This is a genomic window from Flavobacterium sp. (assembly GCF_027533505.1).
Lineage (GTDB): Bacteria > Bacteroidota > Bacteroidia > Flavobacteriales > Flavobacteriaceae > Flavobacterium.
In genome coordinates this window covers 31,027-53,980 of record NZ_JAPZUB010000007.1, presented here as the reverse complement: position 1 = coordinate 53,980, position 22,954 = coordinate 31,027, and the positions used below count along the sequence as shown (strand labels likewise).

Here is a 22,954-nt window from a genome sequence, read left to right as displayed (position 1 = left end):
GCTTTAGCACACAACTTAAGAAAGAAAATTGCAGCTTAAAGGCAATTTTAAACTCATTTTAAAATAGTAAACTTTTGATGAAAGTTTAATCAAATAAAAAAACCGTCTCAAAATTTTAGTATTGAGACGGCTTCTTTTTTGGTCGGGGTGGCAGGATTCGAACCTGCGGCCTCCTGCTCCCAAAGCAGGCGCGATAACCGGGCTACGCTACACCCCGAATTTTTTTTGCGTGGGCAAATATAGTATTATTTTTTGCATTGTATCGCTTGTTTACCAATTATTTCAGGGGTTTTTTCGATAACACAGCACTGTCTGTAAATGTCGATAACTCAATTTTGGGTTCTCCGTACAAATCCAACTGTGATTTTCCTGCCATGGAAAGCGTAAGTTGCTTATCTACTTTAATACTAGCACGGGAATACGATTCTGTTGTTATTTTACCAGACTTACAATCCAAATTTTTTCCTGTAAATCCACTGTTATTGTCCAAACGAAGCGTAATGTTTTCAACATCACCTTCCACTTCGGCGGTGGCTTTTTGATAGGCATCAAAGGTTAAGTCATGCCCAGTAATTAAAGCTTTGCATTGGGCACTTTTACTCAAGTTGATACGACATTCATCACTTTTTACATTGAGTTCCGATTTCGAATGGTCGTTGGCAATGAGCTCAAACTTTTTGCATTGTGCATTAACAAAAACTTTAGAATCATCAAAACTAGTGAACGTAATGGTTTCCAACTTCATTTCCGCAAGGGCATTAATTTTAGCTTCATCTTTGGTAGTTACCGCGATAAAATCATCGGTATACGTTACACGAATGCTTAACTTCTTGTAGCCAAAAGCACTTTTTAAGGTAGCTAAGCGCAATTGACGTCCCACCACACTAATACCAATGGCATCATGCAAATTGTCGTCGGCTTCAATTTCAAGTCCACATTCATTACCTTTTATCAAAAAAACTTCAAGATTGTCGGAAATTTCCAAAGCATTGAAGGCTTCAATCTTTTTTTGTTCTACGGTAACAATTTTGGACCCTTTTACTTTTTCTTTTTTTTGGGCTTGTACCCCCAACGTAAATACAAGGGTAATGATCAAATAAATGCGATTCATGAATTATTTTTTTTCAAAGGTAACAATTCTCATGATTTCGATTTTAATTTTAAGGTCCATTCAAAATCCATAACAGAAACAACCTCCCCCAATTCATCTACCCCAATGGATTGCAACCAAATCGTTTGTCCTCCTCCCGAATTGACTACTTCATTGAGTATAGCTGCGATAGCGGCACCTTGTTGACAGGTAAATGTAATTTTGCCGGTAGCTTTTTTAGTGTAGGTTGCTTTATTGTTGAGGACTAACATTGATATTGGCTTCTTTTTGCGTTGAATCTCAGCCATTACCAAGGCTCCTGTAGTCAACTCGGCCGCCATCGCTTGGACGGCAAAATACATAGATTGAAACGGATTTTGATTGATCCAGCGGTGGGTGACAGTGGCTACACAAGCGGTTTCAGAAATGGTTTTAACCCGAACACCGCACCAAAATGCTGCCGGTAACCGCCATGCTAAAAACACGTTTAATTTACGAGGTGAAAGTTGCATAAAGCCTTTATTTTCGGTAAATATACACATACCTTTTATATATATGGTGAAACTCAAAATGTTAATATATTGTTAAATCTTAGTACTTTGTAATGCATAATACCTGTTTTTGGTTGTATCTTTGTTTAAGAAAATAATAGTTTATAAAAAGTATTATTAAGTTTCAATCATCAAAATCAAATGGTATGAATGCTAATGAACGAAATATAGGAGCGCTCTTGCATCTTGGTGCGCTAGGGCAATATCTATTTCCCTTTGGAAATTTTATTATACCTGCTTTTATATGGTCGGCCAAAAAAGAAACATCCTCTGTATTGGAAGCGCAAGGACGTAGCGTATTGAATTTTCAACTGAGTGTTTTAGTGTATACCCTAGTTTTAGTTGGCTTAGGGCTAATACTCACTGTAAGTGCTTTTACCCAAGGAATGATCGCATTTCAATGGGATGACCAATCATTTTCGATTCGCAATCTCGAAGAGGTACAATTCTCGACTGGACTAATCGTTGGGATTACCGCATTTGTATTATTCATATTGTTAAAAATCACAGAATTTGTTCTCGTCGTTTATGGAGCGCTAGAAGCTACTCGTGGAAGAATTTATCATTATCCATTATCCATTCCGTTTTTGAAACAACGCGTTCAAAACGTCAGTGTTCAATCCAATGACAATGTTTCTGAACCTGCGGTTTCCAACTCCGAATAAAATCATCAATCATCAATCAAAAAACAAACATCCTCGTGGATTAAAAAAAAGTAATTTTATGAACATCGAAAACACAAAAGCACAAATGCGAAAAGGCGTTTTGGAGTTCTGCATCTTGTCGGTGCTAAAAGACAAAGAGGCTTATACTTCCGAAATTTTGGATACGCTCAAGGCAGCGCGGTTACTCGTAGTCGAGGGCACTGTCTATCCGTTGCTGACCCGCTTAAAAAATGATGGCTTGCTCAATTATCGTTGGGAAGAATCGACATCGGGACCACCGCGTAAATATTACGAGTTGACCGAATTGGGAAAAACATTTTTAAACGAATTAAATGGCACGTGGACTGAACTCTCCGATGCTGTAACCATTATCACTAAACAAAACCAATAATCATGAACAAGACCGTAAATATCAATATAGGTGGTTTATTTTTCCACATTGATGAAGACGCTTATCAAAAACTTTCCCGCTACTTTGATGCAATAAAAAATTCGCTCACAGACGCTACCGGAAAAGATGAAATCATGAAAGATATCGAAATGCGCGTAGCTGAACTCTTTGCCGAGCGCCAACTTTCAGACAAACATGTAATCAATAGTCACGATGTAGATGAAGTTGTCAATGTTATGGGGCAACCCGAAGATTATCGTTTGGATAATGAAGGGGAACCCCGAAAAGAAACTGATTTTAAATACGCCTTGCCTCCACGTCGTCGCAAATTATACCGCGATGAAGAACGTGGTGTAATTGGAGGGGTTTGTACGGGTTTGGGACATTATTTTGGAGTAGATTCGTTTTGGTTTAAACTGGCCTTTTTAATCCTGGGATTTGGAACAGGAACGGGGTTTTTAGCCTATTTAATCCTATGGATTGCCATGCCTAAAGCCATTACTACTGCTGAAAAGTTGGAAATGACGGGAGAACCCGTAACCATTTCTAATATAGAGAAAAAAGTGCGTGAAGAATTTGAGCAAGTTTCTCAACGAATTCAAAATGCAGATTACAACGAAATAGGAGAAAAAGTCAAATATGGAGCTGAATCTTTCGGCAATCGTTTAAGTGGCTTTATTACAACCGTATTTGGTGTTTTTGCCAAAATTATTGGAGCCTTTGTATTGATTTTTGCCTCTTTGTCCCTGTTGGGGGTATTAATAGGTGCTGTCATTTTGATTTTTACCTCACAATTGCCTCAAAATGCCGCAATAAATAGGGTGGTTACCCCAATCGGATTGGAAACGCCGTACTGGATTCAAGGACTCTTATTTATGTTTTGCTTTGGGATTCCGCTGTTTTTTTTAATGTTATTGGGACTCAAGCTACTGATGAATCATGTTCGTTCTTTAGGTAATGTGGTAAAATATACCTTGCTAGCCGTGTGGATTGTTTCTTTAGGCGCGTTGATTACCATTATCATCAATGAAGTAACGCAAGCGGCCTTTGACGGCAAGGACATTGTAAAAGAGCAAATAATGTTGCAACCTCAAGATACACTACAAATACGATTTGTGAACAATGATTTTTATGCCAAAGACATGAATCCTTCACACGATTATCGTTTAACGACCAACGAGCAACAAAAAGAAGTGATTTATTCCAATCAAATTAGTTTTGAAGTATTGCCCACTGATGCCGCAACTCCTTATGTGCGAATTGAAAAAGTAGCCGTTGGTAAAACAGTTGGAGAAGCTAATGCAAGAGCTCAAAAAATAGAATACGGGTTCAAAATTGAAGGCAAACAACTGTTGTTAAATAATTACTGGACTACGGCGATCAATAACAAATTTCGTCAACAGGAAGTTACCGTTTACTTGTATTTGCCCAAAGGGGTAAAGTTTAAAACCGATCGTTCAGTTCGTCATTACGATTACAGTGATAATTCCTATTTCAATATGCATCATTCTTCCGAGGATTATGTGTATCTTGTGGAGGAAAATCAGGTAAAATGTACCAATTGTCCTCCCGACGAAGATGAATACGACGACGTTATTGAAACCGAAACGATTGAAAAAGTGAATGATTCTGTTGATAAAGTAACCGTTAAAGTCAATGGTGTCGAAATTATTCGTGAAGAAAAAACTGGAGAAAAAGGAAGCCTTATTATTAACAAAGATGGCGTTGTCATCAAAAAATCAAATTAAGTATGATACGAGTCGTAGTTTATTGTACCAAGTTTTTAGTAGCAATTATTGCAGCATTATTGCTCACGTCGTGTAATCCCATGTTGAATGGCGTGGATGGAAATGGAAATGTGACCACCGAAGTACGAAATATTTCTGGAAAGTTTACAGCAGTTCAAGCTTCAGCCGGCATTGAAGTCGAAATGAAACAAGACAGCACCACCAAAGTTGAGGTTGAGGCCGATTCTAATTTGTTGGAGTTTATAAAAACCGATTTGGAAGGCGAGACGCTAAAAGTGTATATCGACAAAAGTATTTCGGGAGCCAAAGAACTTAAGGTATACATCCACATGCCAGAACTAAAAAAAGTAACCTCGAGTAGCGGAGCCAATGTATTGCTGACAGGAACGTTTGTGGGAACCTCTTTGATTATGGATTCTAGTAGTGGAGCTCATTTGGAAGGTAAAGTTGAATACGATACAATCACTGCCGAAACCTCAAGTGGTAGTTCAATGGACATTAAAGGAATTGCACTAAAGTTGAAAACGAGTTCGTCCAGTGGAAGCACACTGAATGCTAAAGGATTGTTGGCTAATGACGTTAATGCTGATGCGAGCAGTGGAAGTGAATCTTCTGTAAATGCAAGAGTTACGCTTGACGCAAGTGCATCCAGTGGGTCCAGTATAAAATACACGGGAATTGCCAAAACCGTTGATAAGAATGAATCTTCGGGAGGCAGTATTCAAAAAATTGACTAATTTGTTTTTTTGCGAGAAAGATCCCGGCTTCGGCGGGGATTTTTTTATTACATTCCTAAACAGACGTTAAACCTTTTATAGGGGATCACTAGTTTTGTTATTATTTGGATAATTTTGACCCCAAAAAGAGGGTATGCGCATTTTAATAACAGGAGGTTCAGGTTTGATTGGTTATGCATTGACCAAGCTTTTGGTTCAAAAGGGGCATCATGTCCATTGGCTGACCACACAAAAATCACCCAACAATGTGCCTGAAGGTGTGCAAACGTTTTATTGGAATCCCGCCGAAGGAAAAATTGACGACCAATGTTGGAATGGAGTTGATGCCCTTATACATTTAGCAGGTGCGACTATTGCCAAACGGTGGACACCGCAATACAAAACGATTTTATTGGAGAGTCGTGTTGTATCGACCAATGTATTGTATGCCAGTTTAAAAAAGGTACCCCAGCACCAAGTAAAACACATACTATCTGCCTCGGGAACAGCTATTTATCCCGATGATTCCCAAGCGGTATACACAGAACACTCCCACATACAATCGAGCACTTTTCTAGGAACATTAGTGCAACGCTGGGAAGCTACTGTGGATCAATTTTCAAAACTCGATTTAACGGTAACCAAGGTACGAACGGGCGTGGTATATGCTCGTGAAGGCGGTGCTTTGAACCCTATTGTTCAGCCTATTCGATGGGGAATGGGGGCCTTTTTTGGATCCGGTAAACAAATGCAATCATGGATTCACCTTCACGATATTGTGCAATTGTATGCCTGGCTTCTCGAGAAGGGGCATGCAGGTGTTTTTAACGGTGTCGCTCCACATGCCGTAAGCAACAAAGAGCAAACCAAAATCATTGCGCGCCTTTTGAAACGTCCCCTTTGGTTACCTCCCGTTCCGCGATGGGTAATGAAACTCGTTTTAGGCGACATGCATGAATTGTTGTTTAATGATAAGAAAATTCTTCCCCAACGGGCATTGGACCTTGGGTTTAAATTCACCTACCCCGATGCCGAAAAGGCACTAAACGATTTATTGCCATAACCAATTTTTCCGAGTATATTTTATTTTAAGTAGAAATTACATTTCAGTTTGGCAATAGAAATGTAAGACGAGGTAAATCGCCATTTCTGGAATGTAAGGGGGTGGAACCTCTTTTTTCACTAAAAATAAATGACAATTTGACATTTTTAAGGAAATGGCAGTACTTTTGCACGGAATTTTGCGAAGCAATACATTCGAATGAAAATCAACAACCCATTTAAAGGAAAAAATACCATGAATACTGAGACAAACGAGCATGAAGCCCCTGAGTTAGCTCCTGAAATGTCGGAAACAGACGGTTGTGCGCCAACAGAAGAATTGTCAGCAGAACAACAATTAGCGTTGCAATTGGCCCAAGAAAAAGATAAATTTTTACGTTTGTTTGCAGAATTTGAGAATTATAAAAAACGCACCACCAAAGAGCGCTTAGAGTTGTTCAAAACAGCCAATCAAGAAGTTTTGATGGCCATGTTACCCGTTTTAGATGATTTTGATCGCGCAATGGAGCAAATTCAAAAATCAGCAGATGAAGCCCTGGTTAAAGGCGTAGAGTTGATTCATGAAAAATTTAAAGCAACGTTAGTTGCAAAAGGTCTTGAACAAGTTTCCCTTCAAACAGGAGATGCTTTTGATGCGGATTTTGCAGAAGCGATAACTCAAATTCCTGCGCCCACAGAGGATTTGAAGGGGAAAATCGTAGATGTGATTGAAAAAGGGTATAAATTAGGCGATAAAATTATCCGTTTTCCCAAAGTGGTCATCGGACAATAATTGAAAATATGAGTAAAAAAGACTTTTACGAAATACTAGGTGTCGGTAAAAATGCCAGTGCGGAGGAGATAAAAAAAGCCTACCGTAAAAAAGCGATTGAATTTCACCCGGATAAAAACCCCGGTAACAAAGAAGCGGAAGAGAACTTCAAGTTGGCCGCAGAAGCCTATGAGGTTTTGAGTGATCCCGATAAAAAGGCACGTTATGATCAATACGGTCATGCCGCCTTTGATGGCGCTGGTGGCTTCGGTGGAGGTCATATGAATATGGATGACATCTTTAGTCAGTTTGGCGATATTTTTGGTGGTGCTTTTGGTGGAAGTTTTGGCGGTGGCTTCGGCGGCGGCGGTTCGCGCAGAATGAAAGGCAGTAATTTACGGATTAAAGTCAAACTCACACTGGAAGAAGTAGTAAACGGCGTTGAAAAGAAAGTAAAAGTTAAGCGAAAAATACAAGCGCCTGGTGTTCGTTATAAAACCTGTCCCACCTGTAATGGCGCGGGGCAAGTAGTAAAAGTTACCAATACGATTCTAGGGCGTATGCAAACCGCAACCACGTGCCCTATGTGTGGCGGATCGGGGCAAACAATTGAAAGCAAACCCAATAATGCCGATGCCTATGGGATGATCATGGAAGACGAGACTGTTTCGATCAAAATACCTGCCGGTGTTGCCGATGGAATGCAGTTAAAAGTATCAGGCAAAGGAAACGATGCTCCCGGAAATGGAGTCCCCGGCGATTTGATTGTGGTGATTGAAGAAACGGAGCATGAATGGCTTAAACGGGATGGTGAAAACCTTCACTATGATTTATACATCAGTTTTGCTGAAGCGGCTCTAGGAGTGTCCAAGGAGCTAGAAACGGTTAATGGAAAAGTTCGTATCAAGCTGGAAGAAGGCATTCAATCGGGAAAAATTTTACGATTGAAAGGCAAAGGTATTCCTAGTTTAAACAGTTATGGGAATGGCGACTTGTTGGTGCATGTTAATGTTTGGACCCCAAAAACCCTATCCAAAGAGCAACGACAATTTTTCGAAAAAGCCTTGACCGACGAAAACTTTATACCACACCCCGAAAAGAGCGAAAAATCTTTTTTTGAAAAAGTTAAAGATATGTTTTCGTAGTTAAAAAAATAATTTTACTTTTGAGCATTACTTGGAAACAGGTAATTTCTTTTTCATAGCAATTTTTCCCATCCTTGTGTCACCATAAGGGTGGGTTTTTTGTTTTTAGTTATGCCCCATTCTGTTGGGAATTCCGTATTTTTACCCGAAGATTAGAAAAAAAATATGCAATCCATTTTAACTGTAGATAGCGTTGTCAAACAATACGGTGATTACACGGCTTTGAATGCTGTTTCACTCACGGTACCCCAAGGAAGTATTTATGGGTTATTGGGACCCAATGGCGCCGGAAAAACGTCCCTCATTCGCATTATCAATCAAATTACCTTACCCGATAGCGGTTCGGTGGTTTTGGACGGAGAACCCCTTCAGCCCAAGCATGTTCATGAAATAGGGTATATGCCTGAAGAGCGTGGATTGTATAAAACCATGAAAGTGGGGGAGCAGTGTTTGTATCTTGCGCAACTCAAAGGAATGTCAAAAAATGATGCTAAAACGCAACTTAAGTATTGGTTTGAAAAGTTTGAAATCACTTCTTGGTGGGACAAAAAAATACAAGAGTTGTCCAAAGGAATGGCGCAAAAAGTACAGTTCATTGTGACCGTTTTGCATCAACCGAAGCTCTTGATCCTAGACGAACCTTTTTCGGGCTTTGATCCTGTAAATGCCAATTTAATCAAGGATGAAATTATCGCATTGAATCGACAGGGAACTTCGATTATTTTTTCAACCCATCGCATGGAATCGGTAGAAGAAATGTGTGATTATATCGCTTTAATTCACCGTTTGAATAAATTAATTGAAGGAAAGCTATCGGAGGTAAAAAAACAGTATAGAACCCATTCGTATGATGTGGGGATTTTGACCGATAATGTGGAAGGTGTTTGGCATGATTTGTCCCAAAAGTTTACCCTGAAAACAACCGATTTCAAGTCGTTGAATCAGGAGTTGAAATTGGAAATTCAATTAGGAAACCATTCCGCCAATGAACTTTTACATACGCTGATGCAACGCGGGCAAGTAACCCATTTTGCAGAGAAAATACCCACTGTCAATGATATTTTTATCCAAACCGTAACGGATTAATCGGCTATTATGAGCAAACTTATATTGATAATTAAGCGAGAATTTACCGCCAAAGTGCGCAATAAATCTTTTATTGTGATGACTTTTTTGAGTCCGCTCCTTTTTGTTGGAATTGCCGTTTTTGTTGGCTATTTGAGTACGTTGAAAGCCGATCAAAAAACCATTGCAATTCATGATGAAACGGGCCGTTTTTTTACACAATTCAAAAGCGATGAAGAGTACAAATATGTCGATTTTTCACAAACACCAATTTCAGTTTTAAAAGATAGTATTCAAGCCGAACATTATGAAGGCTTGTTGTTAATTCCCAAAGTACCTGACAACAAGGATTTGGCAAAAAAGATAGAATACATCTCCAACGATAGTCCAAGCGTTCTTTTTATCTCCGATTTAGAGTCGGTGATTACCAAAAAAATGACCCAAGAAAATTTTAAAGCAGTGGGTTTAGATACCTTAAAAATTCAACAGGCCCAAGCCAAAGTTGCCATTAATTTGGTCAAAGCTTCGGGGGAACAAGCCTTGAAAGGGATCAATGAAATCAAAATTGGTATTGGAGGTGCTTTTGGTTATCTTATCATGATGTTTATCGTCATCTATGGAAATATGGTGATGCGTAGCGTCATTGAAGAAAAAACATCGCGGATTATTGAAGTAATTATTTCTTCTGTCAAACCTTTTCAATTGATGATGGGCAAAATCATTGGAACATCTATTGCAGGGATTCTTCAGTTTTTGATTTGGGCCTTATTGGGATTGACCGCTATGTTTGTATTATCCGTTGTGTTTGAGGTACCTCTGGGTGCTACCGCTGGGCAAACGCAAAAAATGATGGCTACTTCAGGTCAAGATGTAAGTAAAGCTGCTCTGTATTTGAATGAGTTATGGAAGTTACCGGTAGGAACAATACTCGTCTCTTTCATTTTTTATTTTATCGGCGGGTATTTTCTATACAGTTCGTTTTATGCCGCTATTGGTGCCGCAGTCGATAATGAAACCGATTCGCAACAGTTTTTATTACCCATTATTATGCCTTTGATTTTGGGAGTTTACATTGGATTTTTCACAGTCATGAATGATCCGCATGGAACGATTGCCACTACATTTTCTATGGTACCTTTGACTTCACCTATTGTAATGATGATGCGAATTCCCTTTGGAGTCCCTTGGTGGCAGTTGGCGATTTCATTGGTATTACTATTTGGAACGTTTGTTTTTGTGGTGTGGTTTGCTTCTAAGATTTATCGAGTAGGAATTTTGATGTATGGTAAACGACCTACTTGGAAGGAATTATTACGTTGGATAAACTACTAGTGCAGAAAATGGCATGTCCTTTGTTATACGCTTAACATTTAAAAATACAACATATGCCTAAAATATTGGTCATAGAAGATGAAGCTTCCATTCGTCGTGTGCTTACGCGAATTTTAACAGAAGAAAGCGATACCTATCAGGTGGAAGAAGCCGAAGATGGCGTGCAAGGCCTTGAAAGAATTAAGGGTACTGACTTTGATTTGGTTTTGTGTGATATCAAAATGCCAAAAATGGACGGAGAGGAGCTCCTTGAGGCGGTAAAAAAAATTAAGCCCGAGATTCCTATTGTAATGATTTCAGGGCATGGCGATATGGAAACAGCCATCAACACGATGCGATTAGGGGCTTTTGATTATATCTCCAAACCCCCCGATCTGAATCGCTTACTGAATACTGTTCGTAATGCGCTGGATCGAAAGCAATTGGTTGTTGAGAATAAAATTCTAAAAAAGAAGGTTTCCAAAAACTATGAGATTATTGGGACTAGTGTGCCCATTCAGCATATCAAGGAAATGATAGAAAAGGTCGCCAAAACCGATGCCCGCGTTTTAATTACAGGTCCAAATGGAACGGGTAAGGAATTAGTAGCCCACCAATTGCATCAAAAAAGCGATCGCTCGGAGGCACCTATTGTTGAAGTTAACTGTGCGGCGATTCCTTCTGAGTTGATTGAAAGTGAATTATTTGGACATGTGAAAGGGGCTTTTACTTCGGCGGTTAAGGATCGAGCTGGTAAGTTTGAAGCAGCCGACGGGGGTACCATTTTTTTGGATGAAATAGGCGATATGAGTTTAGCTGCTCAAGCAAAGGTTTTGCGCGCTTTACAGGAAAATTTAATTCAACGGGTTGGAGCCGATAAGGATATCAAAGTCAACGTTCGCGTCATTGCGGCCACGAACAAGGATTTGAAAAAAGAAATTGAAGAAGGAAGATTTCGGGAGGATTTATACCATCGATTGGCCGTTATTTTAATCAAAGTTCCAGCGTTAAATGATCGTCGCGATGATATCCCATTGTTGATAGATCACTTTACATCCAAAATTGCTGAGGAACAGGGAAATGCACCCAAGCAGTTTTCACAAGAAGCTGTTCAATTGCTACAAGCGTACGATTGGACGGGAAATATTCGCGAATTGCGCAATGTGGTCGAGCGCCTAATCATTTTGGGTGGCCAAGAGATTTCAGAAAGTGACGTGAAATTATTTGCGAGTAAATAAATTTAAAAACAATTTATGCAGTTAAAAAAAATAAACCCATTACTTCAGAAGGCATTGATCGAGTCGGGTTTAACATTGGCCAATGACCTGCAAGAGGGTACGTATGCAGCGATAAAAAGTGGTGCTGATGTGGTTATTCAAAGTGAAGCAGGTTCAGGGAAGACAACCACCATTGCACTCCATGTCATTCAGCGCTTGGATAAACCTTTCGAATTGTCTCCAAGAGCCTTGATTCTATGTAATGACAAAGACAAAGTCATAGCGATGGTAGAGGTGTTTAATCAATTGAATAAGTACAATGCTTTGCGTGTTTATCATGTTCATGACCGTTCGGATTTGGACGAAGATAAAAATCAAATTTCATTGGGAATCGATGTTTTAATAGGAACACCAAACCAATTAACGACGATGTTTAGTTCGGCTGGATTTGATGTAAACCAATTAAAAATGTTTATTTTGGATGATGCAGAAGTGATTATAAAAAACCGCTTTGAACCCAAGATACTTCGTTTGTCCGAGAGTATTGAAAAAGTACAGCGAATTTTCTTTTGCTCTCAAATTACGGAACGCCTTGAAAATGTGGCTAATAACATAATGATAGAGCCTTTGTTTTTTGAAACGGAAGACCAGGGCGATTGAAAAAAAATAGGTTATTTTACTCATCCCGATACCTTCGGGATTTTTTATTTTTGTTAAAATTAATATCGGATAGATATAATTAAGGAATAAAACGATACTTTTGTGGTATGTGGGAGATAGATAGAAGTTATTATGTAGAATTTGAAGAAACGTTTCAACGCTTGTTTGACAAAAAACAAATGTTAGATCGTGGGCGGCCATTGCCTCAAAGTGCCCTCCAAAAAATCAAAGAAGCCTTAACCATCGAATGGACCTACAATTCCAATAGTATCGAAGGGAATACCTTGAGTCTACGCGAAACCCAGCGTGTTATTCAAGAGGGGATTACCATCAAAGGGAAATCATTGCGAGAGCATTTTGAGGTCAAAAACCATGAAGTTGCTATTGCGTATTTGTATTCTATTGTAAATGACTCCTATCAGCTTCAAAGCCGTGATATTTTAGCGTTGCATGCGTATGTATTACGTTCGATCGAAGAAGAGTTTGCGGGGCGACTTCGCAATGGAGGAGTGCGTATTTCAGGCGCAAATTTTATTCCTCCCAATGCGCTTAAAGTCCCCACACTTATTGATGAGTTAATTGCTTTTGTGCATAATAATCCATTAGGCTTAAACACCATAGAATTGGCAACAATTTTCCATCACAAATTTGTTTGGATACATCCATTTTTTGATGGCAACGGCAGAACGGTTCGTTTGGTAATGAATTTACTGTTGATGCAAGAGGGTTTTCCACCGGCCATCATCTTAAAAAATGACCGCAAAAAATACTACGAAGCCCTTAATCAAGCCAATAATGGTAATTATCAAAAGCTCATTTTATTAATGTGTCAAGCAGTAGAACGCTCCTTAAACATCTATTTAAATGCTTTTCCAGGTCAAGAGCCTTACGAATCGATCGCCACAATAGTCAGTGAGCCCGGCACTCCTTATGGTCAGGAGTATATTAGTTTATTAGCTCGTCAAGGCAAGATTGACGCCTATAAAGAGGGGCGAAATTGGTTTACCACTCGCAAAGCTATTCACGATTACATCCAAAATAGACAACGCAGAAGACAACTTTAGGGTTGTCTTTTTTTATTTAAAAATATTCAATTGATTTACTAACCCTACGATAACCAATCCGAAAACTCCAATAACAGCAAAAGAATAACGCAAATTGGTTAATTCAGCAATGTAACCAATGATGGGTGGGCCAATCATAAAACCTAAAAAACTTATGCTAGTAACTACAGTGAGCGCTATACCCGTGGGTATAGTTGGATGATTTCCAGCGGCATTAAAAATAATTGGAATTACATTTGAAACACCAATACCAACCCACATAAAGGCCAGTGTTGAAGGGATTAAATAAGGAAAAAGTACAGCAGTATATAGTCCGATTGAAATGAGTAAGCCACTATAAATTAGCACTTTTCGGTTACCGAGTCGGGCCACAAAAAAATCGCTTAAAAAACGTCCTGAGGCCATGCTTATCATGAATGAAGTATAGCCTAAAATGACAAATGCTCCAGGTGCTTTTATAATTTCTTTGAAATATACACCACTCCAATCAAACATAATTCCTTCGCTAGCCATCCCAAAAAAACATATAATCCCCAACCAAAATAAGGTTTTATCAGGGTTTTTAAGAAAACTGTACGTACTTTTTTCTTCTTTTTTTGAAGTTTGGGTTTTGACCAAATATTTGGTATTTGTTACCACAATGACCGATACAAAGCCCAATGCGATCAAAAAGTGATAGAAAACACTCATGTGAAATGAAAGCATGATCAAACCCGTCAGTGCGCCAGTAAATCCAGCCAAACTCCATGAGCCGTGGAAAGAACCCAAAATTGGTTTTTCAAAAAAAAATTGAGTGTAAACGCCTTGTGTATTCACTGCAATGTTACATACATTACCAAAAAAACCAAAAAGAGAGAGCGCCACTGCAAGTTCCCATTTCGATTGGGATAAACTAATCAAGGGCAAACAGCCGGCATACAGCAGCAACCCCAGCGCACAAATCCATCGACTACCATACCGAGTGACTACTTTTCCCGAAAAAGTCATAGCTAATAATTGTCCAACCGGCAAGGCCAAAAGAAGGCTACCTAGATCTGCATCCGTTAGCTGTAACTGACTTTTTATACTCGGAATTCGACTTGCCCATGTTGCAAAACTAAATCCCATGCCAAAAAAGAATAGGGCGGTGGCTAAGCGAACACGATTGCGGTATCGTTTTCTTATATTTCCTAGCGATATTGAAGCGATTGAGGAGGACATTACGGATAAAATAGTATGTTGCAAAGGTATTTATTTTCTTTTCAGGATTCCTTTAAAATCCTTGATGGCTTATGATTTTGAACTATATTTGCCGCTTCATTTTAAAATCGTTAGCTCACATGATTACCGTAAACGATATCGCTGTTGAATTTGGGGGAACTACACTTTTTAGTGACGTTACTTTTGCTGTAAATGAAACCGATAAAATAGCCTTAATGGGCAAAAATGGTGCGGGAAAATCGACTTTATTAAAAATAGTGGCCGGTCAAAACAAACCCACACGAGGAGCTGTTTCGGCTCCTAAAGAAGCGGTAATCGCCTATTTACCTCAGCATTTATTAACGCAAGATGATGTGACGGTTTTTGAAGAAACATCCAAAGCTTTTGCTGAAATTTTTTCGATGAAAGAAGAAATCGATGCACTGAATGAACAGCTAACGGTGCGAACCGATTATGAAAGCGACGATTACATGAAGTTGATTGAACGCGTTTCTGAACTAAGTGAAAAATTTTATTCCATCGAAGAGATTAATTACGAAGCTGAGGTCGAGAAAGTTTTAAAAGGACTTGGATTTGAACGGGAAGACTTTCATCGTCCCACTTCTGAATTTTCGGGGGGATGGCGCATGCGCATTGAATTGGCCAAAATTCTTTTGAAAAAACCCGATTTAATTCTACTTGATGAGCCCACCAATCACTTGGATATGGATAGTATTCAGTGGCTGGAAGATTTTCTATTAAATCAGGCCAAAGCAGTAATGGTGATTTCTCACGACCGAGCGTTTGTAGACAACATCACCAACCGTACCATAGAAGTCACGATGGGACGTATTTATGATTATCGCGCCAAATATTCCCATTATTTAGAATTGCGAAAAGAACGCCGTGCACATCAGCAAAAAGCCTACGAAGAGCAACAAAAAATGATTGCTGAAACCACCGAATTTATCGAACGGTTCAAAGGAACCTATTCCAAAACATTGCAAGTGCAATCTCGTGTAAAAATGTTGGAAAAACTCGAATTAGTCGAGGTTGATGAAGTCGATACATCGGCACTTCGTTTAAAATTTCCACCCTCGCCACGAAGTGGACAATATCCTGTTGTTGTGGAACATTTGTCCAAAAAATATGATGATCATGTGGTATTTAAAGATGCCAATATGGTCATAGAACGCGGGCAAAAAGTAGCTTTTGTGGGGAAAAACGGAGAGGGAAAATCAACTATGATCAAAGCCATAATGAATGAAATCGATTTTGAAGGGAAATTAGAAATCGGTCATAATGTGCAAGTAGGCTATTTTGCCCAAAATCAAGCCGCTTTATTGGATGGTGATTTGACAGTTTTTGAAACGATTGATCGTATTGCGGTGGGTGAGATTCGTACCAAAATCAAAGATCTTCTTGGGGCCTTTATGTTTGGAGGTGATGATGTCCATAAAAAAGTAAAAGTTTTATCGGGCGGTGAGCGAACCCGCTTGGCCATGATTAAATTGTTACTCGAACCCGTAAATGTTTTGATTCTGGATGAGCCAACGAATCATTTGGACATGAAAACAAAAGATATTATTAAAGATGCACTCAAAGATTTTGACGGTACTTTAATCCTCGTGTCGCACGACCGTGACTTCCTCGATGGCCTGGTTACAAAGGTTTTTGAATTTGGAAACAAACGCGTAAGAGAGCATTTTGAGGACATTAAAGGTTTCTTGGAATACAAAAAAATGGAAAACTTAAAAGAGATAGAAAAATAAACAAAAGGCCGGAAGTACTCAACTCCCGGCTTTTTTGCTAACCAAAATTAACCCTAACTAATTATGATGAAATGTGTTAACTAATCGAATCAGTTCATAGCGATAGCCCTCTTTATCTTGTCCAATAGCTGTATTGGCTAAGTTTTCAATATCGGTTATCGATTTGTTTTGAATCAATTTAGAATCTCGTAAATACAAGCCAAACCAAGCTACAGCCGAAGCAAAACGAAAATCGGGCGATGCATTATGGGCACCAACCTCAATGTTTTGAATCACACGGGTCATTTCGGTACTGCGATCCCCATCCGGTTTTTTGTAACGAAACTTAACCGTTGCCAATTCACTATTTAACGGCGTATCAGTGACTACTTTTGGGGTGTATTTCAAATCATCGGTGGCCACAAAGAGATTGGATTCTACGCCTGTGGGAATGATTTCATAAAAGGCCGTTACCGTATGGCCACTTCCCAATTCGCCTGCATCAATAGCATCATTTTTAAAATCTTCGGGGCGTAATTTCCGATTTTCATATCCAATCAAACGGTAAGCTTTAACTAAAGATGGATTAAATTCGATTTGAATCTTAACATCCTTCGCAATGGCAAACATTGTTCCTTTAAATTCCTTAACCAAAAAACGGTTGGCTTCTTGTAAGGTATCGATATAGGCATAATTTCCATTGCCTTTGTTGGCTAAAGTTTCTAATGTTGTGTCTTTATAATTTCCCATTCCGTAACCTAAGCAGGTTAGAAAGACTCCTGTTTTTCTTTTTTCTTCAATCAATTGTCCCAAATCACTGGATGAATTGTATCCCACATTGAAGTCGCCATCGGTGGCTAAAACCACACGATTATTGCCCCCTTTGATGTAGTTTTCCTGCGCCACTTTATAGGCAAGTTCAATTCCTGCACCTCCAGCCGTGCTTCCTCCCGCCGAGAGATTTTCGAGTGCCATACCAATTTTATCTTTTTGATTTCCGGCAGTTGAAGGCAATACCAACCCTGCGGCTCCCGCATATACCACGATAGCGATACGATCATTTTCACGCAACTGTGAGGTTAATGCCTTTAAGGATTGAATGACGAGGGGTAATTTATTGGCAGCACCCATTGAACCCGACACATCGATAAGAAATACTAAGTTGGAAGGCGGCAAAAGATCGTTTTCTAATGTTTTTCCTTGAAGCGCAATACGCAACAGTTTGGAGTTGGTATTCCAAGGGCACGCACTGTATTCGGTATGGATAGCAAAAGGATGTTCTCCTGTGGGTTGTGCATAATTATAGTTGAAAAAATTGATCATTTCTTCAATTCGAACAGCATCTTTGGGAACTTTTTGGCCACTATTGATCATACGCCGAATATTGGTGTACGAAGCATTATCAACATCAATGGAAAAGGTCGATAATGGATTGGCACGCGGACTTTCAAAGATGTTTTCAATCAACGCTCCATATTCTTCATCGGGTTGGGGATTGATGTTTTTTGACTTCCCATCGTTATTGTTTTTTTCATCCTTATAGTTACTAGCAGTCCCTGCAATTTGTCCTTGTAAAGTTTGTATCACATTGGCATTGGGTCGGTTTTCTATTTTTTTACCACTGACAACAACGCTAGTGGCTGCCACACTTGTTTTTTTTGTGACAAGTCGGTATCCTTGTGTAATGACAACTTCGTCCAATACCTTTGCTTCAGCATTCAATTGAATGGGGTAATGATTGGCTTTGCCCACAATCACTTCTTTGGTTTGGTACCCAATATAACTCACACTTAATGTGGAGCCAATATTCACCGACATACTAAACTTCCCATCCAAGTCGGAGGTTACATATTTTTTTGTTCCTTTCACTACGATGTAGGCTCCGGGGAGTAATGTTCCCTGGTCATCGGCAACTTGCCCTGTGATGGTTTTTAATTGCCCAAAGCTTACGAAATGAATAAGCATAGCAAGGGCTAACGAAAGATGTTTTACATATTTCATGGCGTTACTTTTTTACGTTAAACAATACTCTTTGATTTACTTTTTCGGCGTAGGTTTTCCTGTTTTCGTAGTGATAATCACTACACCATTTTCCGCTTTTTTACCATAGATTTCAATCGCTTTTTCGGCCTGCAGTACCGTAACCGATTCAATGGGTTGTTCTTTGAGTGGGGCATAAGGACAAGTAGGGTTGGGGCCAAACACTTCCTTTTCAGTGTATTCTGTTCCATCAATGATGTACAGCGGATTATTTAAATATACCACAGAATCGGCATCATCAAGGTTATAATTTTCGGTGACCTCGCCATCCACGACCACCAAGGGTTCTTCTTTTTGCGCTGTATTTTTACTTTTCCCTCGTAAGACCAATTTCGGACTTTCTTGTACTCCAATTGCGTCAAATTTTCGTTGGGGAAGCAATGCGCCTCTCATAGTAGATGAAGCGGTGTTGTATGGTCCAGGTTGCATGATAACTTCTTTGGAAGCCCTGCTGTTTGGAGTAACAACATCGGCTTCTTTTTGAACATCTTCTTGTATTTCCATTTTTTCCTCAGCCGCGGCTGCGATGGGTGCTGCGTGAACTGATTTTTCAACCAAAGTCTCCATATTGGGTTGAAGCGCAGGGTGATTGGGCGTTTCTAAGGGTTGTCCAACCGCAGAGGGATTGGCATTGGGTTGAACGGTTACCCCATTGGTAATGGCCTCCTTTTTTGGTAATTGAGGTGAAGTCGGCGTTGGACTTTCGGCGCTATTCCAAATCAAATAGCTGATAGAAATAAGCAACGTAACCGAAGCAGCCCCGGCAATTTTTTTCCATTTCCATTGTTCTTGTACCGCTACTTTATGATCCAGCTTGGTTTCAACACGATCCCATATTTTTTCCTTCCCAGGAAAAGAATCTTCGGGCGTCGTCGCATCGAGTTGCTGAAATTGGTTCCAAAATGTATCGTTATGTTCCATAATTTATTTCGCCTGTTGGTAATAATGTAGGTTAACCAATTCCTTTAGTTTGGATTTGGCAAAATTGAGTTGTGATTTTGAGGTACCTTCTGTGATCGAAAGTAGGGTTGAAATTTCTTTATGACTATAGCCTTCAATGACAAATAGCGAAAAAATAGTTCGACTTCCATGCGGTAATGTGTCCAATAATTTCAGTAAATCAGCTTCCAAAAGCGGTTGCTCTTGCTCGGCGGCCACACCGGGAATTTGCGGGCGATCTTCCAGGTACAAGTTGAAATTGACTTTTTTCTTCAAATGCCGTAAACTTTCATTTATGGTGATGCGTTTCGCCCAACTCCAAAACGCTTTGTTTTCATTGAGCTGATCAATTTTTGTAAAAAGAATAAAAAAGGAATCAGCTAATACTTCCTCAATTTCTTCTTCTTTCTTAAGATACCTTTTACACAAACGATACAAATACGGGCCTAATTTTTCATAGACCTGTCGTTGTGCCTCTCGTTGCTTTTTTCGGCAGCCCTCTATTAGTTTTTCATCAATCACGGGGTAGGTGTTTTATAGTAAAGAGATACCTTCTCCTCAAAAGGTTGGAAACCCAATCGATTTTTTTTTCAAAAGTATTGATTTTAAGGAGAGTGATCGCCAAAAAAAAACCTCCCGAAGGAGGCTTTCTTAATTAACCATCAATTTTTTTATGAATTCATTTTTGTATTCATCTTGGAAATGTAGGATATACATGCCCGGACTTAAATTTGAGGGAACCTGAATACGAGTAGTTCCCGAGTCTAAAATTGTTTTAGTGGTTGCAATGGATTGTCCCAAGGTAGAATATAAGGTCATGGTTGCTGGAATAGACTCTTGCGAATTTTGGATCACAATTTCACCTTCCTCAATTTGCGCTATAAATTGCGCGGCATTAAATTCTGTTTGACTCAACGCGCTGTATCGCAAGCTTTCCCAGGTTTGCGCTATACTTACTAACCCCATACGTCCTATTGGCGCATTGGCATTACGTAAGTTAATGACCATTCGGTCTAGGGTATTACTTACATCTTCTCCATTATTGGTCAATGCATTGGGTAGGGTAGGTTCATCAGCCATGACAACTGGGTTTGTGTACAAACGTAAAATATCGTCTGAACCTCCGCTGAACATACTGTATCGTATTACAACCAATTGATTGCTGTTTAAGGAGTAGGGAATGGAAGACCAAACAATGTTGCCACTATTTTTAGAAATACCAACACTGTATTGGGAAGAATTCAAACGAACTACATACACTTTTAGCGCCGCTGTTGTGCTACTAGCGCCGCTGATTCGTAAGAATTCCTGACTTGAGTAAGCACAGCTTGTAAGTCGTAATACAAATCCAATGTAAATTTCACCTGAATTTTGAGGTGGAAAAGGAACTCCACACCCGTCACCGTTGGCAATTAATTCAACAGAACGGTTAGCGGTTCCCCAATTTAAAAATCCAACCGTCTGTTGAATCACTTTAGCATTAGAGCAATTGGACGAATTGCACGAACCTAATCCATACGAGTTTTCAGCATTCGTCCATTGACCTTGTCCCGATAGATTTTGATTGACCACATAGGTGTTAAAATCTTCGCGAAACACATTTTGAGCAGTGGCAGTAAGCACTACTACTTGTAGCAGAAATAAGGTAATTGTTTTCATCGGTTTTATTTTGATTTGGCTACACTAAATTACAATTAAAGTAATATAATACTTACAAAAAGATAAAAAAAATCGACGAATAACCTTACAAAACTGCATTTTGTCGAGTTTTTGAAGGGTAAAATCAATAATTGTAAGAATAGTATTACAATAATTTATAGTACGAATTCTTTTTGCATAGCCCAAAAAAGGGGTCTACCTTTGTTTCTTATTTGAAAAAGATGTCTTGGCAATCCTACCGTAAAGAGTTTACCTATAATATACAATTGGCCTATCCTGTGATTCTGGGAATGGTGGGCCACACTTTAATAGGAATCGTTGATAACATCATGGTAGGCCGATTGGGAAGTACAGAATTGGCTGCAGTTTCGCTGGGAAACAGTCTCATATTTGTGGCAATGTCCTTGGGAATTGGATTTTCAACCGCTTTGACGCCACTGATAGCCCAAGCCGATGCCTCGAGCGATACCTCACAAATTCGTACTTATTTTCAGCATGGTTGGATTTTATGCACCCTTTTGGGATGGCTATTATTTGGTCTAGTCGTAGTGTCAGTTCCTTTACTTACACTACTAGAACAGCCCGCGGAAGTGTTGGTCCTTGCCAAACCTTTTTTAATTCAGGTGGCTTTCTCATTGGTACCTTTAATAATGTATCAAGCTTACAAGCAGTTTGCCGATGGGTTATCCTTGACCAAGTATTCAATGTATGCCATTTTACTTGCAAATGTTGTACACATTGTACTCAATTATATTTTTATTTACGGGTGGTGGATTTTCCCAAAAATGGGGATTCAAGGAGCTGCTTTAGGTACTGTTTTGTCCCGTATTGCGATGCTGGTTTTTATGCATGTGTTACTTTTTCGACAACCACAACTTCGTGCCTATTTTTCGAAATTTCATTTTAAAAATTTGCAGTATCGGGTGGTAAAACAATTGGTTGATTTGGGAATCCCCTCGGCCTTGCAAATGTTGTTTGAAGTGGTTTTGTTTACCGCGGCGATTTGGCTATGCGGAACGATAGGGAAAACAAGTCAAGCAGCCAATCAAATTGCACTGAGTTTGGCGTCGCTAACCTTCATGTTTGCCATGGGACTTAGTGTGGTTTCGATGATTCGCGTAGGCAACTTCAAAGGGATGCAGGATTACCGTGGTTTGGTGCGAGTTGCCCGTTCCGTTTTCTTGCTTGCTGTTTTAGTTGAGATTGTTTTTGCGCTGTTTTTTATACTTTTTCATACCTATTTGCCTCGATTGTTTCTTAATGTCGATAACCCATCAGAGTTGTCGAACACCTTAGAAGTGCTTACCATTGCTTCTAAATTATTGATTGTGGCTGCCTTTTTTCAAATTTCCGATGGCATACAAGTGGTGGTTTTAGGAGCACTTCGGGGACTCCAAGATGTGAAAATACCCATGTATATTACCTTTATAGCCTATTGGATTGTTGGATTTCCAATGTCGTTTTACCTTGGAAAGTATACCGCTTTGGGAGCCGTTGGGGTTTGGATAGGATTATTGGCCGGATTGACGTTTGCTGCAATTTTTTTGTATATTCGCTTTCATTATTTAACCAAGAAATTAAACCAAAACACAGTAATTTAAAACACTTCGCCACATTGCGCTACTACTTCAAGGTGTATATTGAGATTTCAAGCCCGATTTATTCGCAACGCAGCTTCTGTTTTAATTCTTAAACAACCATTTTCATGAATCTTCCAAAATTTGTACTTGCTGATAACGCTCAGTTTCCCGACGACATTTTCGTAATACATCTAGACTATCCTCGTTTTATAATTAATTTGGCCAATGATGAGGTCGAAATATTTGATGATGTCGATGATGAAGACCAGGCTGAATTGGAAGCCGAAATGGAAACGCTAATCCAACAAGCAGGCGAATTCTACGATGCTGAAATGGAAGATTTTGAATAAACATTTTTTTACCTATAATC

General features: G+C 39.3%; 22 protein-coding genes and 1 tRNA gene. 15 read left to right on the top strand and 8 right to left on the bottom strand.

The window, feature by feature from the left end:
• Positions 1–139: 139 nt before the first annotated feature.
• The 3 genes from O9316_RS02225 to O9316_RS02215 all read right to left on the bottom strand — a co-directional run bounded on the left by O9316_RS02225 (position 140) and on the right by O9316_RS02215 (position 1,602).
• Positions 140–217, bottom strand: a tRNA-Pro gene (locus O9316_RS02225).
• A gap of 60 nt (positions 218–277) precedes the next feature.
• On the bottom strand, positions 278–1,111 hold the full coding sequence (locus tag O9316_RS02220; protein WP_298204141.1) for a DUF2807 domain-containing protein: 834 nt from the start codon (positions 1,109–1,111) through the stop codon (positions 278–280).
• A gap of 29 nt (positions 1,112–1,140) precedes the next feature.
• The gene (locus O9316_RS02215) at positions 1,141–1,602 is read right to left on the bottom strand and encodes a DUF4442 domain-containing protein (protein WP_298204140.1); all 462 of its coding nucleotides are present in this window, start codon (positions 1,600–1,602) and stop codon (positions 1,141–1,143) included.
• A 185-nt stretch (positions 1,603–1,787) separates the two neighbouring features.
• Here O9316_RS02215 and O9316_RS02210 point away from each other — a divergent pair, with 185 nt between their 5' ends.
• From O9316_RS02210 to O9316_RS02155, 12 genes are all read left to right on the top strand, one after another.
• Positions 1,788–2,306 carry a DUF4870 domain-containing protein gene (locus tag O9316_RS02210; RefSeq protein ID WP_298204139.1) on the top strand — a complete coding sequence of 173 codons (519 nt, stop codon included), beginning with the start codon at positions 1,788–1,790 and terminating at the stop codon, positions 2,304–2,306.
• 58 nt (positions 2,307–2,364) lie between these two features.
• Positions 2,365–2,697 carry a PadR family transcriptional regulator gene (locus O9316_RS02205; protein ID WP_073362689.1) on the top strand — a complete coding sequence of 111 codons (333 nt, stop codon included), beginning with the start codon at positions 2,365–2,367 and terminating at the stop codon, positions 2,695–2,697.
• Between the two features lie 2 nt (positions 2,698–2,699).
• Positions 2,700–4,445 (top strand): PspC domain-containing protein, encoded by a 1,746-nt coding sequence (locus O9316_RS02200; RefSeq protein WP_298204138.1) that lies wholly within the window; start codon positions 2,700–2,702, stop codon positions 4,443–4,445.
• A gap of 2 nt (positions 4,446–4,447) precedes the next feature.
• On the top strand, positions 4,448–5,182 hold the full coding sequence (locus O9316_RS02195) for a head GIN domain-containing protein (protein WP_298204137.1): 735 nt from the start codon (positions 4,448–4,450) through the stop codon (positions 5,180–5,182).
• 133 nt (positions 5,183–5,315) lie between these two features.
• Positions 5,316–6,224 carry a TIGR01777 family oxidoreductase gene (locus tag O9316_RS02190; protein WP_298204136.1) on the top strand — a complete coding sequence of 303 codons (909 nt, stop codon included), beginning with the start codon at positions 5,316–5,318 and terminating at the stop codon, positions 6,222–6,224.
• 198 nt (positions 6,225–6,422) lie between these two features.
• On the top strand, positions 6,423–6,995 hold the full coding sequence (locus tag O9316_RS02185; protein ID WP_298204135.1) for a nucleotide exchange factor GrpE: 573 nt from the start codon (positions 6,423–6,425) through the stop codon (positions 6,993–6,995).
• A gap of 8 nt (positions 6,996–7,003) precedes the next feature.
• A complete protein-coding gene (gene dnaJ, locus O9316_RS02180) occupies positions 7,004–8,119 on the top strand; it encodes a molecular chaperone DnaJ (protein WP_298204134.1) in 1,116 nt (371 codons plus the stop codon).
• Between the two features lie 165 nt (positions 8,120–8,284).
• Positions 8,285–9,205, top strand: coding sequence for an ABC transporter ATP-binding protein (locus tag O9316_RS02175; RefSeq protein ID WP_298346930.1), 921 nt, complete (start codon positions 8,285–8,287; stop codon positions 9,203–9,205).
• Positions 9,206–9,214: 9 nt separating this feature from the next.
• Positions 9,215–10,516, top strand: a complete 1,302-nt coding sequence (locus tag O9316_RS02170) for an ABC transporter permease (protein WP_298204132.1) — start codon at positions 9,215–9,217, stop codon at positions 10,514–10,516.
• Positions 10,517–10,569: 53 nt separating this feature from the next.
• Positions 10,570–11,733 carry a sigma-54 dependent transcriptional regulator gene (locus O9316_RS02165; protein WP_298204131.1) on the top strand — a complete coding sequence of 388 codons (1,164 nt, stop codon included), beginning with the start codon at positions 10,570–10,572 and terminating at the stop codon, positions 11,731–11,733.
• A 15-nt stretch (positions 11,734–11,748) separates the two neighbouring features.
• Positions 11,749–12,372 (top strand): DEAD/DEAH box helicase, encoded by a 624-nt coding sequence (locus tag O9316_RS02160; RefSeq protein WP_298204130.1) that lies wholly within the window; start codon positions 11,749–11,751, stop codon positions 12,370–12,372.
• Between the two features lie 107 nt (positions 12,373–12,479).
• Entirely contained in the window at positions 12,480–13,436 is a 957-nt protein-coding gene (locus O9316_RS02155) for a Fic family protein (RefSeq protein WP_298204129.1), read from the top strand.
• Positions 13,437–13,448: 12 nt separating this feature from the next.
• Here O9316_RS02155 and O9316_RS02150 read toward each other — a convergent pair whose 3' ends face one another.
• Positions 13,449–14,660: an MFS transporter gene (locus tag O9316_RS02150; protein WP_298346928.1), complete on the bottom strand. Its 1,212-nt coding sequence runs from the start codon at positions 14,658–14,660 to the stop codon at positions 13,449–13,451.
• A gap of 95 nt (positions 14,661–14,755) precedes the next feature.
• Between O9316_RS02150 and O9316_RS02145 the strand changes: the two genes are divergently transcribed.
• Positions 14,756–16,387, top strand: a complete 1,632-nt coding sequence (locus O9316_RS02145) for an ABC-F family ATP-binding cassette domain-containing protein (protein ID WP_298204127.1) — start codon at positions 14,756–14,758, stop codon at positions 16,385–16,387.
• A gap of 57 nt (positions 16,388–16,444) precedes the next feature.
• Here the strand turns inward: O9316_RS02145 and O9316_RS02140 are convergent, their stop codons facing one another.
• From O9316_RS02140 to O9316_RS02125, 4 genes are all read right to left on the bottom strand, one after another.
• Positions 16,445–18,367, bottom strand: a complete 1,923-nt coding sequence (locus tag O9316_RS02140) for a von Willebrand factor type A domain-containing protein (protein WP_298204126.1) — start codon at positions 18,365–18,367, stop codon at positions 16,445–16,447.
• Between the two features lie 36 nt (positions 18,368–18,403).
• Positions 18,404–19,327 carry a hypothetical protein gene (locus O9316_RS02135; protein ID WP_298204125.1) on the bottom strand — a complete coding sequence of 308 codons (924 nt, stop codon included), beginning with the start codon at positions 19,325–19,327 and terminating at the stop codon, positions 18,404–18,406.
• 3 nt (positions 19,328–19,330) lie between these two features.
• Complete coding sequence (locus O9316_RS02130) at positions 19,331–19,864, bottom strand: sigma-70 family RNA polymerase sigma factor (protein ID WP_298204144.1); 534 nt, start codon at positions 19,862–19,864, stop codon at positions 19,331–19,333.
• 132 nt (positions 19,865–19,996) lie between these two features.
• Complete coding sequence (locus tag O9316_RS02125; protein WP_298204124.1) at positions 19,997–21,004, bottom strand: T9SS type A sorting domain-containing protein; 1,008 nt, start codon at positions 21,002–21,004, stop codon at positions 19,997–19,999.
• A gap of 221 nt (positions 21,005–21,225) precedes the next feature.
• Between O9316_RS02125 and O9316_RS02120 the strand changes: the two genes are divergently transcribed.
• Both O9316_RS02120 and O9316_RS02115 read left to right on the top strand, forming a co-directional pair.
• Positions 21,226–22,605 carry an MATE family efflux transporter gene (locus O9316_RS02120; protein ID WP_298204123.1) on the top strand — a complete coding sequence of 460 codons (1,380 nt, stop codon included), beginning with the start codon at positions 21,226–21,228 and terminating at the stop codon, positions 22,603–22,605.
• A gap of 104 nt (positions 22,606–22,709) precedes the next feature.
• On the top strand, positions 22,710–22,934 hold the full coding sequence (locus tag O9316_RS02115) for a hypothetical protein (RefSeq protein ID WP_298204122.1): 225 nt from the start codon (positions 22,710–22,712) through the stop codon (positions 22,932–22,934).
• The last annotated feature ends 20 nt before the right edge of the window (positions 22,935–22,954 follow it).

What these genes read in the sequence shown, in the direction of transcription:
- O9316_RS02170 (WP_298204132.1), top strand. Translation starts at nt 9,215, where the DNA reads ATGAGCAAACTTATATTGATAATTAAGCGAGAATTTACCGCCAAAGTG.
- O9316_RS02200 (WP_298204138.1), top strand. Translation starts at nt 2,700, where the DNA reads ATGAACAAGACCGTAAATATCAATATAGGTGGTTTATTTTTCCACATT.
- O9316_RS02190 (WP_298204136.1), top strand. Translation starts at nt 5,316, where the DNA reads ATGCGCATTTTAATAACAGGAGGTTCAGGTTTGATTGGTTATGCATTG.
- O9316_RS02185 (WP_298204135.1), top strand. Translation starts at nt 6,423, where the DNA reads ATGAAAATCAACAACCCATTTAAAGGAAAAAATACCATGAATACTGAG.
- O9316_RS02135 (WP_298204125.1), bottom strand. Translation starts at nt 19,327, where the DNA reads ATGGAACATAACGATACATTTTGGAACCAATTTCAGCAACTCGATGCG.
- dnaJ (WP_298204134.1), top strand. Translation starts at nt 7,004, where the DNA reads ATGAGTAAAAAAGACTTTTACGAAATACTAGGTGTCGGTAAAAATGCC.
- O9316_RS02155 (WP_298204129.1), top strand. Translation starts at nt 12,480, where the DNA reads ATGTGGGAGATAGATAGAAGTTATTATGTAGAATTTGAAGAAACGTTT.
- O9316_RS02210 (WP_298204139.1), top strand. Translation starts at nt 1,788, where the DNA reads ATGAATGCTAATGAACGAAATATAGGAGCGCTCTTGCATCTTGGTGCG.
- O9316_RS02205 (WP_073362689.1), top strand. Translation starts at nt 2,365, where the DNA reads ATGAACATCGAAAACACAAAAGCACAAATGCGAAAAGGCGTTTTGGAG.
- O9316_RS02140 (WP_298204126.1), bottom strand. Translation starts at nt 18,367, where the DNA reads ATGAAATATGTAAAACATCTTTCGTTAGCCCTTGCTATGCTTATTCAT.
- O9316_RS02115 (WP_298204122.1), top strand. Translation starts at nt 22,710, where the DNA reads ATGAATCTTCCAAAATTTGTACTTGCTGATAACGCTCAGTTTCCCGAC.
- O9316_RS02175 (WP_298346930.1), top strand. Translation starts at nt 8,285, where the DNA reads ATGCAATCCATTTTAACTGTAGATAGCGTTGTCAAACAATACGGTGAT.
- O9316_RS02120 (WP_298204123.1), top strand. Translation starts at nt 21,226, where the DNA reads ATGTCTTGGCAATCCTACCGTAAAGAGTTTACCTATAATATACAATTG.
- O9316_RS02160 (WP_298204130.1), top strand. Translation starts at nt 11,749, where the DNA reads ATGCAGTTAAAAAAAATAAACCCATTACTTCAGAAGGCATTGATCGAG.
- O9316_RS02195 (WP_298204137.1), top strand. Translation starts at nt 4,448, where the DNA reads ATGATACGAGTCGTAGTTTATTGTACCAAGTTTTTAGTAGCAATTATT.
- O9316_RS02165 (WP_298204131.1), top strand. Translation starts at nt 10,570, where the DNA reads ATGCCTAAAATATTGGTCATAGAAGATGAAGCTTCCATTCGTCGTGTG.
- O9316_RS02145 (WP_298204127.1), top strand. Translation starts at nt 14,756, where the DNA reads ATGATTACCGTAAACGATATCGCTGTTGAATTTGGGGGAACTACACTT.
- O9316_RS02215 (WP_298204140.1), bottom strand. Translation starts at nt 1,602, where the DNA reads ATGCAACTTTCACCTCGTAAATTAAACGTGTTTTTAGCATGGCGGTTA.
- O9316_RS02220 (WP_298204141.1), bottom strand. Translation starts at nt 1,111, where the DNA reads ATGAATCGCATTTATTTGATCATTACCCTTGTATTTACGTTGGGGGTA.
- O9316_RS02125 (WP_298204124.1), bottom strand. Translation starts at nt 21,004, where the DNA reads ATGAAAACAATTACCTTATTTCTGCTACAAGTAGTAGTGCTTACTGCC.